12 protein-coding genes and 1 tRNA gene are annotated in these 15,131 nt (G+C 28.0%); 6 read left to right on the forward strand and 7 right to left on the reverse strand.

Annotation, left to right across the window (positions count from 1 at the left end; all coding sequences use genetic code 11):
* The 3 genes from UXY25_RS01450 to UXY25_RS01460 form a co-directional block, all read right to left on the reverse strand.
* A partial coding sequence (locus UXY25_RS01450; protein ID WP_320814221.1) for an RpiB/LacA/LacB family sugar-phosphate isomerase occupies positions 1–201 on the reverse strand: 201 nt, incomplete at its 3' end.
* Positions 202–269: 68 nt separating this feature from the next.
* The gene (locus UXY25_RS01455) at positions 270–947 is read right to left on the reverse strand and encodes a response regulator (protein WP_320814222.1); all 678 of its coding nucleotides are present in this window, start codon (positions 945–947) and stop codon (positions 270–272) included.
* 3 nt (positions 948–950) lie between these two features.
* Positions 951–2,708, reverse strand: coding sequence for a sensor histidine kinase (locus UXY25_RS01460; RefSeq protein ID WP_320814223.1), 1,758 nt, complete (start codon positions 2,706–2,708; stop codon positions 951–953).
* Positions 2,709–3,466: 758 nt separating this feature from the next.
* On the opposite strand from UXY25_RS01460, the gene rnr reads away from it, so the two are divergent.
* Genes rnr through UXY25_RS01475 form a run of 3 tightly spaced genes read left to right on the forward strand, consistent with a single transcriptional unit; the run spans position 3,467 to position 7,089 of the window.
* Positions 3,467–5,644, forward strand: coding sequence for a ribonuclease R (gene rnr / locus UXY25_RS01465; protein ID WP_320814224.1), 2,178 nt, complete (start codon positions 3,467–3,469; stop codon positions 5,642–5,644).
* Positions 5,645–5,687: 43 nt separating this feature from the next.
* Positions 5,688–6,356, forward strand: coding sequence for a head GIN domain-containing protein (locus tag UXY25_RS01470; RefSeq protein ID WP_320814225.1), 669 nt, complete (start codon positions 5,688–5,690; stop codon positions 6,354–6,356).
* Positions 6,357–6,405: 49 nt separating this feature from the next.
* Positions 6,406–7,089 carry a LysE family translocator gene (locus tag UXY25_RS01475; RefSeq protein WP_320814226.1) on the forward strand — a complete coding sequence of 228 codons (684 nt, stop codon included), beginning with the start codon at positions 6,406–6,408 and terminating at the stop codon, positions 7,087–7,089.
* A gap of 39 nt (positions 7,090–7,128) precedes the next feature.
* Here the strand turns inward: UXY25_RS01475 and UXY25_RS01480 are convergent.
* Positions 7,129–7,199 (reverse strand) — tRNA-Cys (locus tag UXY25_RS01480).
* Between the two features lie 132 nt (positions 7,200–7,331).
* On the opposite strand from UXY25_RS01480, the gene UXY25_RS01485 reads away from it, so the two are divergent.
* Complete coding sequence (locus UXY25_RS01485; protein WP_320814227.1) at positions 7,332–9,260, forward strand: LTA synthase family protein; 1,929 nt, start codon at positions 7,332–7,334, stop codon at positions 9,258–9,260.
* A 31-nt stretch (positions 9,261–9,291) separates the two neighbouring features.
* Here the strand turns inward: UXY25_RS01485 and folB are convergent, their stop codons facing one another.
* Positions 9,292–9,648, reverse strand: coding sequence for a dihydroneopterin aldolase (folB, locus tag UXY25_RS01490; RefSeq protein WP_320814228.1), 357 nt, complete (start codon positions 9,646–9,648; stop codon positions 9,292–9,294).
* Between the two features lie 56 nt (positions 9,649–9,704).
* On the opposite strand from folB, the gene UXY25_RS01495 reads away from it, so the two are divergent.
* Positions 9,705–11,387: a glutamine--tRNA ligase/YqeY domain fusion protein gene (locus UXY25_RS01495; RefSeq protein ID WP_320814229.1), complete on the forward strand. Its 1,683-nt coding sequence runs from the start codon at positions 9,705–9,707 to the stop codon at positions 11,385–11,387.
* A 452-nt stretch (positions 11,388–11,839) separates the two neighbouring features.
* Here UXY25_RS01495 and UXY25_RS01500 read toward each other — a convergent pair whose 3' ends face one another.
* On the reverse strand, positions 11,840–12,790 hold the full coding sequence (locus tag UXY25_RS01500) for an SPFH domain-containing protein (RefSeq protein ID WP_320814230.1): 951 nt from the start codon (positions 12,788–12,790) through the stop codon (positions 11,840–11,842).
* A gap of 102 nt (positions 12,791–12,892) precedes the next feature.
* On the opposite strand from UXY25_RS01500, the gene UXY25_RS01505 reads away from it, so the two are divergent.
* Positions 12,893–13,543 carry a PorT family protein gene (locus tag UXY25_RS01505; RefSeq protein WP_320814231.1) on the forward strand — a complete coding sequence of 217 codons (651 nt, stop codon included), beginning with the start codon at positions 12,893–12,895 and terminating at the stop codon, positions 13,541–13,543.
* A 49-nt stretch (positions 13,544–13,592) separates the two neighbouring features.
* On the opposite strand, the gene gltX is transcribed toward UXY25_RS01505, so the two are convergent.
* Positions 13,593–15,110, reverse strand: coding sequence for a glutamate--tRNA ligase (gene gltX / locus UXY25_RS01510; protein ID WP_320814232.1), 1,518 nt, complete (start codon positions 15,108–15,110; stop codon positions 13,593–13,595).
* Positions 15,111–15,131 lie beyond the last annotated feature (21 nt).

Below are 15,131 nucleotides of genomic sequence, written 5' to 3' on the forward strand. Positions count from 1 at the left end.
AGAACCGCAAATTACAATTCCTAAATCGGCATTTTTCATTTGAACATCATATGCTACTGCATGCCCAAAATCGGGATAATCAACACTGTCAAAAGTATCTGTTCCGTGATTAAGAATGGTATAACCTTTTTCTTTTAAAAATTGAACAATTGCTTTTTTATAATCTGGACCTGCGTGATCGTTTCCAATTGAAATTTTCATAATGTAGTTGTATGTTGGTTTTTTACAAAAAAAGGAATAAAAATTCGAGATAAAAGTTAATGATTTAATTAATGTAAATTGTTTTTAAAGTTCGATTCCAACTCAAAAATATCATCTTGAATGTGTACTTTATCATTTATTATTTCTGAAATATACATTGGGTTAACTGCGGTGTTTTTATTAATTTTTTTCACGCTGCCACTTGGTAATAATGTCAATAAATTATTTAATGAAGTTTCTAATAACAAAGCATCATTTTTAAAAACTAAAACTACATTTTCTTCATTTTTATACTTCACATATTTTAAATCAGATAAATTAATATTGAATTGTTTGTTATTAAGTATAAAAATAAAAGGTGTCTTATTGTTGAATTTTATATTATTACATACTATTTCAATAGTTGTTATAAGGTTAATGGAATTAATTGGTTTGGATAAATAAGCCATGGGTAAAGTCTCTTTTAAAAGCTTTAATGTTGCGTCATCTGAATAAGATGTTAAATACACAAAAGGAATTTTGTAGCTTTTGTTTAGCTCTTTTGCAATATCAATTCCTGTTTCGTTTCCAAAAAGGTTCACGTCTAATAAAATTAAATCTATTTCTTTTTCTTTTATAATTTTAAATGCTTCATTATAGCCAATAGCAATTCCTACACACTCAAAATTTTCTTTTTCTATAATTTGTTTAATATGATGTGCTATTAAAAGCTCATCTTCAACTATAAGAATTTTATACTTACTCATTTGCTATAGTTTTATATGAATAGTGTATTTAGAATTGATTCTTTCAAAAGTACCATTTATTTGTTTTATCATATTTTCTATAATAAAAAGCCCTAATGTACTTGCTTTTTTATCTATTAAAAAGCTGTTTCCGTTGTCTTCATATTCAATAATTAAGTTGTCATTAACTTTATTTATTAAAACATTTATTATCAAAAAATTACCTTTGTATTTTGCGTGTTTAATTGAGTTTGAAAGTAATTCATTTATTAAAATTCCTAATGGAACTGCAGAATTAACATTCATGAAAATATTTTGAATTTTTGAATTAAATTGAATTTCTCTAGTGTCTAAGTTTAATTGAGCTTTTGAAACAGCATTGATAAATTCATTAAGATTATATTCTTTTAAAAGTTTGTTGTTTTCAGTTATAAGTAAGCGTTCGTGAGCTAATGAAATTGCATAAATTCTGTTTTGTAAATCATTAAATTTTGTTTTCATTTTTTCATCTTCAATTGAGTTAGATTGAAAAGTAACTAAACTTGAAATTAATGACAGATTGTTTTTAACCCTGTGGTGTAATTCTTTAAATAATATTTGTTTTTCATTAACGCTTTTTGTCAACTCATTAATAGAGTCTAATATTATTATTTTTTGACTATTTACAAGTCTGTTTTGTTTCTTTATTTTTTGGAATTGGAAAACTAAAATTGAAATTAATATGAGAAGTAGAACTATTAAAAAAAGAAGTATTCTATAGTTTTTTTTAATTCTCTCATTTTCTTCTAAAACATGTTTCTTTTTATGTTTTTCTTGCTCTATTTGAAAGTTAATTTCTTGTTCATTAATTTTTAGTTGGCTTATAAAACCACTTTTTAATTCACTATGCTCATTGAATTTTTTATAATAAAAAAGAGCAGAATCACTATTTTTTAATAACTCAAAAGCATTGCTTTTACTTAAATAGGCGTGTGAAATTGTGTTTAAAAAATTTGTTTTTTTAGCAACATTTAAGGCTGAATCGCAATAAATAAAATTCAGTTGAAGGTTGTTTTTTTCTATATAAGTACTTCCTATTGAAATATAAGCGTTTGTAACTCCGTGCCTATCGTTTGTTTTTTTCCAGTATTTAAGTGCTTTTTTTAAATAACTTATTTTTTTTTCTTTCTCATTTGGTTTACATAAAAAACCTAACAACATATTAGAAACTGCTTCAACACTTTTATAGTTATTAGCCTGAGCAAATAAATTCGACCTTTTAGCATAAATTAATGCTAAGCTATCTTGGTTTTGAACTCTATAATACGATGATTTTCGATAGAGAAAAACACCATATTCTTCATTGTTTTTGATTTTTTTATTTTCAAAAAGACGAGCGCATTCATTTAAGGTTAATTCACAATTTTTAAAATCAGACAATAACTCATAAATTAATGCAAGTTGGTTTAATAGTCTTACTTTATTATCTATAGGAATGTTTTTCTCTCTAAGTGATTTTTTAATAATAAAAAAAGATTCATCGTATAATTCTGCTTGAATTAAAGCTAGAGATTTTGACTCTTGTAAAATAAAAAAATAGTTACTATTAGGAGAAATTTTATTTTTATTAAATATTGAATCAACTTTATAAATTACAATATCTGGCTCATAACAATCTAAATAAAAAGAGATTTTTTTTAACTCATTTTCTAAATTATTTTTTTGCGAAAAAAGTTCATTAGAAGTTAAGAAAACACCTAAATATAAAATGAAATATAAAAATGAAAATGATTTATTTTTCATTATATAAGTGTTAAAATAAGTATTTTAAAGATAAGTATTTTATTAATATATTTTACATTTATAAAAAATTATAAAAAGAACTATTGTTTTATATAAAGTACTTGCAAAAATATTTTGATAATAGAATTTTTAAGAGTTAGATTTCTATTTATCAATACTTTATATAGTTTTAAATACAGGTTATTTAACATTGTTAATTAAAAAAGCTAATTACTTGATATTCAGTTCACCTTAAACTGACTAAATATGTTGATAACTAAATATAGAAAATAAGAAGTATTTTTAGATTGTTATATAATTTTTTATAAGCAAAAAAAGGAATGAATAAATCACTAAAAGTTCTTGAAATTTATTTTAAAGTTATGAGTTCTTTTTAATAGTTTATCAACAAGAATTGAATTCTAAACTTTTCTACAAAAGGAATAGAAAACTAAAATTAACAGTTGTTAATAACTAAAAAAATAGAAAAGTTTAGAAGATAAAAATCAGCTATTTAACCTAAAAATGTGTTGTTAATAGTTTTGTATAACTAAGTTAAAGTTAAAAATTATACTAAAAAAGGAAAAGTTTTAACAGCTATTAACAAGCCATAATAACCATCATTTTTTTTAAATTTAATTAAATCTTTTTTTGTTGTATTTAATATATGTTGAAAACTTTCATTTTTCATTTTCGTTATATTTAGGTTAATTCTGAATTCTAATTTCTGAATTCTAATTTCTTATTCGTAACTTTCAACTTTAATTATAAAATAATACATGAGTAAACAACCAAAAAAATTTGGTAAAAAAACAAAAGATTTTACCGCACAAATATTTAAAATCCTTTCAAAAGATCCATCAAAGTCTTTTAACTATAAACAAATTGCAGCTTCATTAGAACTTAATGATACTAAAAGTAGAAACGAAATCATTCGCGATTTAAAACTTTTAAAAGCTCAAGATAAAATTCACGAAACAGAAATAGGTAAATACCAAGTAGTTTCTAAAGCAGAATATTACGAAGGTAAATTAGACATGACTTCTCGTAAAACAGGGTATTTTGTTTGCGATGAGTTAGAAGATGATGTTTTTGTACCAAAACAAAATTTAAACCACGCTTTAGATAAAGATAAAGTTCGTGTATATATTTACAACAGAAGAAGTTCTCGTAAACCAGAAGCAGAAGTTTTAGAAATATTAGAAAGAGCTAAAACAGAATTTGTTGGGGTAATAGATATTCAAAAGAATTTTGCTTTTGTAACCACTACAAATGCTAAAATGTATACCGATATTTTTATTCCAAAAAATAATTTAGGAGATGCACAAAATGGTGATGTAGTTTTAGTTGAAATGGAAGATTGGCCTAAAAAAGCCGATTCGCCTTTTGGAAGAGTTATAAAAGTACTTGGAAAACCAGGCGAACATGACACTGAAATTCATGCAATTTTAGCAGAATACGGTTTACCTTATGATTTTCCTATAGAAGTTGAAGCCTATGCAAATAAAATAGATACTTCAATTACAGCAGAAGAAATTGCAAAAAGGAGAGATATGAGAGATGTTTTAACATTTACCATAGATCCAAAAGATGCTAAAGATTTTGATGATGCTTTATCGTTTCAAGTTTTAGAAAATGGAAATTATGAAATAGGAATTCATATTGCTGATGTTTCTCATTATTTACAAGAAGGAACAATTTTAGATGATGAAGCATATAATAGAGCAACATCTGTTTATTTAGTTGATAGAGTGGTTCCAATGCTTCCTGAAGTACTTTCAAACTTTGCTTGTTCACTTCGTCCTAATGAAGAAAAATATACGTTTTCAGCTGTTTTTCAGTTGAATAATAAAGCAGAGATTCTAGATTCTTGGTTTGGAAGAACGGTAATTTATTCAGATCAGCGTTTTGCGTATGAAGAAGCACAAGTTATTATTGAAACAAAAAGTGATGTAATTCCAGCTGAAATTTCAATTACAGGAAAAGAATATAAAGCGCCACAAGTTATTGTAGATGCAACATTAAAATTAGATGAATTATCTAAAATTCTTCGTAAAAAACGAATGGCAAATGGTGCTATTTCTTTTGATAAAGTAGAAGTAAAATTCAATTTAAATGAAAATTCCGAACCTATCGGTGTGTATTTCAAACAAAGTAAAGATGCTAATCATCTTATTGAAGAATTCATGCTTTTAGCGAATAGAAAAGTAGCTGAATTTATTGGTAAACAAAAGAAAACCTTTATTTATAGAGTGCATGATGAACCTAATGATGATAAACTTTTTGGTTTACAAAATTTAATTTCAAAATTTGGTTACAAATTAGATTTACGAAATAAAAAAGATATTTCTAAATCGTTAAACCAATTAATGCAAGATGTTAACGGTAAAAAAGAGCAAAATTTAGTAGATACACTTGCAATTAGAACCATGAGTAAAGCAATTTATTCTACCGAAAACATTGGTCATTATGGATTAGCTTTCGATTACTATAGTCATTTTACATCACCTATTAGACGTTATCCAGATGTTATGGTACATCGATTACTTCAATATTATTTAGACGGTGGAAAAAGCGCTGATGAAGAAGTATATGAAGTAAAATGTAATCATTCTTCAAACATGGAAGGTTTAGCTACACATGCTGAAAGAGATTCTATCAAATATATGCAAGTTAAATACATGCAAGATCATAAAGATGAAGAATTTTTAGGTGTAATTTCTGGAGTTACCGAATGGGGAATTTATGTAGAAATCATAGAAAATAAATGTGAAGGAATGTGTCGTATTCGTGAAATTAGAGACGATTATTATACGTTTGATGACAAACAATATGCTTTAGTTGGTGAAGTTTCTAAAAATATTTTACAATTAGGAGACGAAGTGTATGTTAAAGTTAAAAACGCCGATTTAGTTAAAAAACAATTAGATTTTAGTTATTTAAGAAAAAAGGAATAGTTTTTGAAATTCAAAACTATTATAAATCTTAAAATTTAAAATAATGAAAAAAATACTTATTACTTTATTATTAATCAGTACAATAGCTTTTTCTCAGGTAGAAAGAAATTTAGGTGAATTCAATAAAGTAACTTCTTTTGATAAAATAGATGTTACTTTAATTCAAGGAAATGAAAATAAAATAATACTTCATGGTTCAAGTGCAAATGAAGTTGAAGTGGTAAATAAAAATGGCGAATTAAAAATAAAAATGCCATTAACTAAAATGTTAAGTGGCGATGCAATTTCTGCAACCGTTTATTTTACAAAATTAGATGCTGTAGAAGCAAATGAAGGTAGTAGAATTGCAACAAAAGATGTAATTTCAGTAATTAGTTTTGATATCATTTGTAAAGAAGGTTCAGAAGTAAAACTATTAAACTTACAAGCCGATAGATTACAAGTAAGAACTACTCAAGGAAGTATAGTAACTGTTCAAGGAAAAGTTAAAAATCAAGAGATTTTATCAAATTCAGGAGGAAAATATGATGGTCAAGATTGTATTACTCAACAAACAGTAGTTACAGTGAATGCTGGCGGAATTGCAAATGTATTTGCAACAGACTTAGTTGATGCTAAAACAAGAGCTGGTGGAGAAATTAAAATTTACGGTAAACCAAAACAAATCAATCAAAAAATAATTGCTGGAGGAAGCATAGAACAAGTTAAATAAATTATTTTTTTTAACTTCGTGTTTCAAACATTTTAAATCACAACTTTTAATGCTGCATGATATTTTAACAGCAATTCCATTAGGAATTTTATTAGCTTTTACTATTGGTCCTGTATTTTTTGTTTTACTTGAAACTAGTATTACAAAAGGATTTAGAGCTGCAATTATTTTTGATGTTGGTGTTATTTTTGCAGATTTAATTTTTATTTTAATTGCTTATTTTAGTACCAATCAGCTTTTAGAAAAATTAAAAGACGACCCTAGTTTGTTTTTTATAGGTGGAGTCATAATGTTAAGTTATGGTATTATCTCTTTTATAAAACAAAAGAAAACTTATAAAGGGCAAGTTGAAGAAGATGTAAAAGAAGATGTAAACCAACCTAATAATTACTTAAATCTTTTTTTTAAGGGTTTTTTATTAAATTTTATAAATATTGGTGTATTAGCATTTTGGATGATGATGATCATTTCATTTGGACCAAAATTAAACATGGATTCAGATAGAATTATTGTTTTTATAGCTACTATCTTATTAGTTTATTTAATAATAGACAGTATTAAAATTGTAATTGCTAAACAATTAAAAACCAAATTAACACCTTATATTATTTATAAAGTTAAAAGTGTTATAAGTGTTATTCTTATCATTTTTGGAGTCTTTTTAATGATACAATGCTTTTTCCCTGATGAGAAAAAAATGATTGAGAAGAAATTTGAATTACTTAACAAGTAAAATAAAAAAGAGCTACATATTGTAGCTCTTTTTATTTTGAGGCATCGTCCGGATTCGAACCGGAGTAGACGGTTTTGCAGACCGGTGCCTAGCCGCTCGGCCACGACGCCCTCTTAATTCGAAAGCAAATTTACATATATTTTATAGTAACACAAGAAATATTTAGTAAATTTTAAGTATTAAATAGAATTAGCTCTTTTTTTTTTAAGTAGTTTTGACACAAAATAGTAATATTCAACCTCATGAAAAAGCTTCAATATTTAAAACCTTTATTAAATTTTGTCTTAATTGCTTTAATAATCAACTCAATAAGTAGAATATTTCTGTTTTTCTGTTTTAAAGAACGTGTTGTTGAAACTGAACATTACTACCAAATATTTATTATTGGTTTACGTTTCGATTTAATAATGATTGCTTATTTATCTCTCTTACCCGCTGTCTTATTAACTTTATTACCAGATTCTGTTCTTCAAAAAATGAAAGGTTTCTTTAAAATATATTTCATTTTATTTTTATTTATTTTTCTATTGATGGAGTTATCTACTTTAGACTTCATACATCAATATGATACCAGACCTAATAGATTGTTTTTAGATTATTTAATTTACCCTAAAGAAGTAGTAGGAACATTACTTAAAAGTTATTTACCTTCTTTAATTATTTCTACAATTCTATTAGGATTAGCACTTTTTGTAGCATTTAAATATGCTAAAAAATTATTTTATCCAGTTTCAGGAACACCATATAAGGTTAAGTTAATTTTATTACCATTAGTTGCTTTTATAATTTTTTTAGGCGCACGTTCTAGTTTAACATCTAAACGCCCTATTAACGCTAGTAATGCTATATTTTGTTCTGATCAAATGACAAATTCATTAGGGTTAAACTCAACTTATACTGTAGCTTTTGCATTATATTCATTAAAAAATGAAGGTGATGTGAAAAAATACGGAAGAATGGATGAAATAGAAGCGTATACAAGAGTAAAAAAATACATGGACGCTACAGAATTTATTGATGATAAAATTCCATTTTTACACATTCAAAAGCCTGATTCAATTACTAAACAATACAATGTAGTTTTCTTTTTACAAGAAAGTTTAGGAGCTGAGTATGTAGGAAGCTTAGGTGGTTTACCATTAACTCCTGAGTTTGATAAACTTACAAAAGAAGGTTTATTATTTACTAATCTATATTGTACAGGTACACGAAGTGTAAGAGGTATTGAAGCCGTTGTTACAGGTTTTGTTCCTAATCCTTCTGAAAGTGTTGTAAAGTTAAGTAATGCTCAACAAGGCTTTTTTAGTTTAGCAGATGTTTATGGAAGATTAAACTATGATACTAGTTTTATTTATGGCGGAATGGCCAATTTTGACAATATGGCTTCTTTCTTTAACGGAAATGGTTTTAAGAATATTATTGATGAGACAGACTTTGATAATGACGGTAAAAAACACGCTTTTAAGGGAACTTGGGGTTATTCAGATGAAGATTTAGCAGTTAAAGCTAATGATTACTTTAAATCGCTTGGCAATAAGCCATTTTACTCTTTAATGTTTTCGACTTCTAATCATGAACCATTTGAGTTTCCTGACGGAAGAATTGAATTGTATGACAAAACAAAAAATACGGTAAATAATGCAATGAAATATGCCGATTTTTCAATTGGTAAATTCTTTGAATTAGCTAAAAAAGAAGCATACTTTAAGAATACTATTTTCATTGTAATTGCTGATCACAATACAAGAACATATGGAAAAAATTTAGTTCCTATTCATAAATTTCATATTCCAGGTTTGATTATTGCTCCAAATGTTGAAAAAGGAAGTGTTTACAGTAAGCTTTCAAGTCAAATGGATATTCCTTCAACGGTTTTAGCTTTATCTGGAGTGACTTCTCAAACAACTATGGTGGGAAGAGATTTATTAAAATTACCAGAATCTACTAAAGGAAGAACTATTATGTTATTTCACGAAACATACTCTTTTAGAGTTGGTGATGATGTCGTAATCATCAACCCAAATGCTGAACCATTACAATTCAAAATAAGTAATAAAGATCAAACTTTAACGCCAGTAACATTAGATAAAGAATTAGCTAAAGACGCATTAGCTCATATTATAACATCGAGTAATCTGTATAAAGGAAGAAAATATAAGCTAAAAGATTAAAAAAAAAGACCTGAATATTCAGGTCTTTTTTTTATCTATTTTCTTCCATTTCAATAGTAACCATTTCAACATCGCCACCTATAGGAGGGTTTATTTTTGAAACCGAAACTTTTACATTACTTACCGTTTTACTTTCTTTTAAAACTTTATCAATAATACGTTTTGCTACATGTTCTAGTAAATGAGAACGTACAGCCATTTCTGTTACAACAATCTTATTTAATAAAACATAATCAACAGTATCGTTTAAATCATCTGTTTTTGCAGATAGTTTTAAATCTGTTTTTATTTCTAAATCAACTCTATAATCACTACCTATTTTTCCTTCTTCAACCAAACAACCATGATAGGAAAAGGTACGAATGTTTTTTAATTTTATAGTTCCCATTTATTTCGTTTTATTAAATATTATATTTTCTATCTTTGTCAAAATTAATAATTCTTATGTCAACTGAAGAGAAATCATTGAATTTTATAGAGCAAATCATTGAAGAAGATTTAAAAAATGGTTTGTCAAAAGATAAATTACGTTTTCGTTTTCCACCAGAACCAAATGGTTATTTACATTTAGGTCACGCAAGTGCTATTTGTTTAAATTTTGGATTAGGAAACGATTATAATGCTCCGGTAAACTTACGTTTTGACGATACAAATCCATCAAAAGAAGAACAAGAATTTGTAGATGCAATTAAAAAAGATGTTGAATGGCTTGGTTTTTCTTGGGAAAAAGAGTGTTATGCGTCTGATTATTTCCAGCAATTATACGATTGGGCTGTAGAGCTAATTAAAAAAGATAAAGCTTATGTGGATAGTATTTCTTCTGAAGAAATGGCTATTCAAAAAGGAACTCCTACTCAAAAAGGAACAGATTCTCCTTATAGAAATCGTTCTATTGAAGAGAATTTAGATTTATTTGAACGCATGAAAAAAGGTGAATTCGAAAAAGGAACTCATGTTTTACGTGCTAAAATAAGTATGGGAGCAACCAATATGTTAATGCGCGATCCTATTATTTATAGAATTATGCATGCACACCATCATAGAACTGGTAATGATTGGTGTATTTATCCAATGTACGATTGGGCACATGGTGAAAGTGATTATTTAGAACAAATTTCGCATTCATTTTGTACACTAGAATTTTTGCCTCATAGAGAATTATACGATTGGTTTTTAAATCAAATTTATGATGAAACTAAAGTAAGACCAAAGCAACGTGAATTTGCTCGTAGAAACTTATCTCATACTGTTGTTTCTAAAAGAAAATTAGCACAATTAGTGGAAGAAAAACACGTTACAGGCTGGGATGATCCTCGTATGAGTACGATTTCTGGTATGCGTAGAAGAGGAATTACAGCAACTGCAATCCGTAATTTTGCGAACACTATTGGTATTGCAAAACGTGATAATTTAATTGATGTTTCCTTATTGGATTTCTGTATTCGTGAAGATTTAAATAAAGTTGCACCTCGTGTAATGGCTGTTTTAAATCCTGTGAAATTGGTAATTACTAATTATCCAGAAGGTCAAGAAGAATGGTTAGAAGCTGAGAATAATCCTGAAGATGAAGTAATGACGTATCGTCAATTACCATTTTCTAAAGAATTATATATTGAAAGAGAAGACTTTCAAGAAGAAGCACACAAGAAATTTTTCAGACTTACTTTAGGAACAGAAGTACGTTTAAAAAACGCTTATTTCATTAAAGGTGAGTCAGTTGTAAAGGATGCAGATGGTAATATTACGGAAATTCATTGTACATACGATGTAGATACAAAATCCGGAAGTGGTACTGAAGCAAGTCAAAGAAAAGTAAAAGGAACCATTCACTGGGTTTCTGTAAAACATGCTGTTGAAGCCGAAGTAAGAGTTTACGATAGATTATTTACAATTGAAAACCCTGATGGAAATAAAGAAGTAGATTTTAAAGAATATATTAATCCAAATTCATTGGAAGTAATTACTGGTTTTGTAGAACCAAGCTTACAATCTTCAAAGGAATTAGATCATTTTCAATTTCAACGTTTAGGTTATTTTTGTGTAGATAGAGATTCGTCTGCAGAAAAATTAGTTTTTAATAAAACAGTTGGATTAAGAGATACTTGGTCAAAAATTAGTGTTCGATAATTTTAATTAGTTTTAAAATAAATAATTTGTCACACTGAGCTTGTCGAAGCGTCAGCATCTAGATATTTAAAACCTGCAAGATATTTTTCTTGCAGGTTTTTTTATAAAGTCTAAACTTCATTGGAATATCTTATTGAATTTAGACTTTTGATCGGAATTTATAATTATTATCTAAATCTATTAAATTTACTTTTTTAATAAATTTTTCCTTTCAAAAACAACTTTCATATTTTAATTTTCTTCGCTTTTTAAAATTTGGTAATATGATTTTAAGCCCACTAGAATAATAGTGTCAGAAAAAGCTTTATTTTAAGTTTGGTTTAAAAAACACTTAACTCATGTAAAATTATTTAAGCATAAAAAAACCACCAATTAAAAATTGATGGTTTTCATTTTGTCTTACTGAACTTGTTTACTTCGTCAGTTCGCAAGCTCGGGTCAGTATCTAAATATTATTCTTCAGAATTTTCTTCATCCTGTTTCTTTCTTCTAGTACTGTTTGCTTTTTTCATTGATTCACCAACTTGATTACTTGCAGTAAAACTAGCTACCATGTTGTTTAACATTTCACTACCTGCTTGAGGTGAATTTGGCAATAAAATTAAGTTCGAGTTACTATCTGCACCAATTGCCTGAAGTGTATCATAATGTTGTGTAACTACAATTAAAGCTGAAGCTTCTTGTGAGTTAATTCCAACTCTATTCAATACATCTACCGACTCTACTAAACCACGAGCAATTTCTCTACGTTGGTCAGCAATACCTTGTCCTTGTAATCTTTTGCTTTCAGCTTCCGCTTTTGCTTTAGCTACAATTCTAATTCTTCCAGCTTCCGCTTCATATTCTGCAGCAGTTTTTTCACGGTCAGCGGCATTAATACGGTTCATTGCGTTTTTAACTTGAATATCTGGATCAATATCTGTAATCAGTGTATTAATAATATCATATCCATAACCAGACATTGCTCCGTTTAACTCACGTTTTACAGCAATAGCAACATCATCTTTACGTTCAAAAACGTCATCTAATTTTAATTTTGGAACTTCAGCACGTACAACATCAAACACATATGATGTAATTTGATCGTGCGGATATTCTAATTTGTAAAAAGCATCATAAACACTTTCTTGTAGTACTTTAAATTGAACAGAAACTTTCAACTTCACGAATACGTTATCCTTCGTTTTGGTTTCAATCATTACATCTAATTGTTGAATACGTAAGTTTACTCTTCCAGCAATTCTATCTACAATAGGAATTTTCAATTGTAAACCTGATGTTCTTGTACTTGCATATTTACCAAAACGCTCTATAACTGCAGCTGTTTGCTGTTTAACAGTAAAGAATGAACTTAATAAAATGAATAATCCTAATACTAGGAAAACAATAAAAAATGGACTCATAATTGTTTGTTTATAATTGGTTATACTTATTATACGCTTTTTTAAGAGAAATGTTACATTTTTTAAATAATAAACTTATTTTTGCCTCCCAAATAGGATAGTATGAATAAGGTTTTAGTAGTATTAGTGACTTTAGTTGCTTTTTCAGTAAATGCTCAAAGTGGTTATAGAGATAGTAATAGAATAGGTATTGGTGCGGGTTTAACCCAAATGGATATATATACTGACAATTTAACTGTTACACCTGGAAACGGTTGGATTGGTGGATTTAGTGTTAGAGGAAATTATTATAACAATTGGCAAATGAGTTTTGGTATGTTTTTTACCGATAGTAATTTTTCTGTTCCTACTTTAGGTACATCTGGAATTGAGGATTTAAACTTAAAACTTTCAGCTGTTCAAATATATATTGTGCCAAGTTATGTTTTGGTTGAAGACCATGTTAATTTAGAATTTGGGCCTGTTTTACAAGTAAACGGGAAACTTGGAGTAGATAAAAAGAAAGAAACAAACATATTATTAGACCAGCCATCCTTAATTGCTAAAGATATTTTAGACGTTTCTAAGTTTAATGCTAACTTTTATGTTGGTCTTAATGCAGGAGCTAAAAATTTTAGAGCAAGAATTGGTTACCAATATGGTTTAACAAATATGTTTGGAAACTTAAACAGTAAAGACAATATTAAAGCTTCTGGTGAAAATTTTAAAGGACACTTAGGTTTAATCAGCGGACAACTTACAATTTATTTGTAATAGCCTTATTATATAAAAAAACCCTCAACAATGTTGAGGGTTTTCTTTTTTATAATGTTGCTATCGCTTTTTCAATTCGCTTAACACTTTCTTCTTTTCCTATCATTTCTATGATATCAAATAAATGAGGACCTTTTAAAGCGCCTACTAAGCTCAATCGAAGCGGTTGCATTACTTTACCCATTCCTATTTCATTAGTAGTCATCCACTCTTTTAAAAGCGTTTCAATGTTTAGTGAAGTGAAATCTTCTATTTTATTGAATTCAGTAATTACTTGTTGCATTAAAGCTGGCGTTTCTTCTTTCCAGTTTTTAGACGCTTTTTCATCGTAGCTTGTTGGAGCCACAAAAAAGTAATCGGCTAAGTCATATAATTCAGTTACAAAATTAGCACGTTCTTTTACTAAAGAAACTATTCTTGTGATGTCTAATGAAGTTGAGATGCCTTTTTTATCCAATTCAACTTTAAATAATTCTGCCAATTCAGTATCTTCTTTTGTAATTAAATATTGGTGATTGAACCATTTATTCTTTTCAGGATCAAACTTCGCTCCTGATTTGTTTACTCTGTTCAAGTCAAATTTTGCAACCAATTCTTCTAGTGAAAATAATTCTTGCTCTGTTCCATCGTTCCAACCTAATAAAGCTAAAAAGTTCACAACAGCTTCAGGGAAAAATCCGTTTTCTCTATAACCCATTGAAGTTCCTTCCTCTGTTTTCCATTCTAGCGGAAATACTGGGAAACCTAATTTATCACCATCACGTTTAGAAAGTTTTCCGTTTCCAACTGGTTTTAATATTAAAGGTAAATGTGCAAATTCTGGTGCATTCCAACCAAAAGCCCTGTACATTGATATATGTAAAGGTAAAGATGGTAGCCATTCTTCACCACGAATAACATGTGAAGTTTCCATTAAATGGTCATCCACAATATTCGCTAAATGATAGGTTGGCATTCCATCACTTTTAAACAAAACTTTGTCGTCAAGTAACTCTTTTTTGAAAGAAACATGTCCTCTTATCAAATCAGTTGTTGAGATTGTTCCATGTGAACCTTCTGAAGGATCATGAATTTTAAATCTAATTACATAATCTTCTCCATTATTTATTTTATTTTCAACCTCTTCTTTTGACAAAGTAAGTGAGTTAGATAATTTTGTTCTAGTCTCCCAATTATAAATAAACGTTTCTTTGTTTGCTTCTTTCTCTTTTCGTAAAGCGTCTAAAGCTTCAGCAGTATCAAATGCATAATATGCCCAACCAGAATTGATTAGTTGATCTGCATATTGCTTGTATATTTCTTTACGTTCACTTTGTTTGTAAGGTCCAAATTTTTCATTCTTCCCTATAGTTTCATCAGGAGCAATTCCTAACCATTCTAAAGCTTCCATTATATAAGCTTCAGCTCCAGGAACAAAGCGCGTTTGATCGGTATCTTCTATTCGTAAATAAAAAGTTCCGTTATTTTTCTTAGCAAATAAGTAATTAAATAAGGCAGTTCTTACTCCACCTATATGTAAAGCTCCTGTAGGACTTGGAGCAAATCGTACTCTAACCGGTTTTGACATTTTTTTTGTAATTTGATGCAA

This window comes from Flavobacterium sp. (genome assembly GCF_034111225.1).
Lineage (GTDB): Bacteria > Bacteroidota > Bacteroidia > Flavobacteriales > Flavobacteriaceae > Flavobacterium.

Coding starts and splice junctions, on each gene's coding strand:
- UXY25_RS01455 (WP_320814222.1), bottom strand. CDS start 947: ATGAGTAAGTATAAAATTCTTATAGTTGAAGATGAGCTTTTAATAGCA.
- UXY25_RS01460 (WP_320814223.1), bottom strand. CDS start 2,708: ATGAAAAATAAATCATTTTCATTTTTATATTTCATTTTATATTTAGGT.
- rnr (WP_320814224.1), top strand. CDS start 3,467: ATGAGTAAACAACCAAAAAAATTTGGTAAAAAAACAAAAGATTTTACC.
- UXY25_RS01470 (WP_320814225.1), top strand. CDS start 5,688: ATGAAAAAAATACTTATTACTTTATTATTAATCAGTACAATAGCTTTT.
- UXY25_RS01475 (WP_320814226.1), top strand. CDS start 6,406: ATGCTGCATGATATTTTAACAGCAATTCCATTAGGAATTTTATTAGCT.
- UXY25_RS01485 (WP_320814227.1), top strand. CDS start 7,332: ATGAAAAAGCTTCAATATTTAAAACCTTTATTAAATTTTGTCTTAATT.
- folB (WP_320814228.1), bottom strand. CDS start 9,648: ATGGGAACTATAAAATTAAAAAACATTCGTACCTTTTCCTATCATGGT.
- UXY25_RS01495 (WP_320814229.1), top strand. CDS start 9,705: ATGTCAACTGAAGAGAAATCATTGAATTTTATAGAGCAAATCATTGAA.
- UXY25_RS01500 (WP_320814230.1), bottom strand. CDS start 12,790: ATGAGTCCATTTTTTATTGTTTTCCTAGTATTAGGATTATTCATTTTA.
- UXY25_RS01505 (WP_320814231.1), top strand. CDS start 12,893: ATGAATAAGGTTTTAGTAGTATTAGTGACTTTAGTTGCTTTTTCAGTA.
- gltX (WP_320814232.1), bottom strand. CDS start 15,110: ATGTCAAAACCGGTTAGAGTACGATTTGCTCCAAGTCCTACAGGAGCT.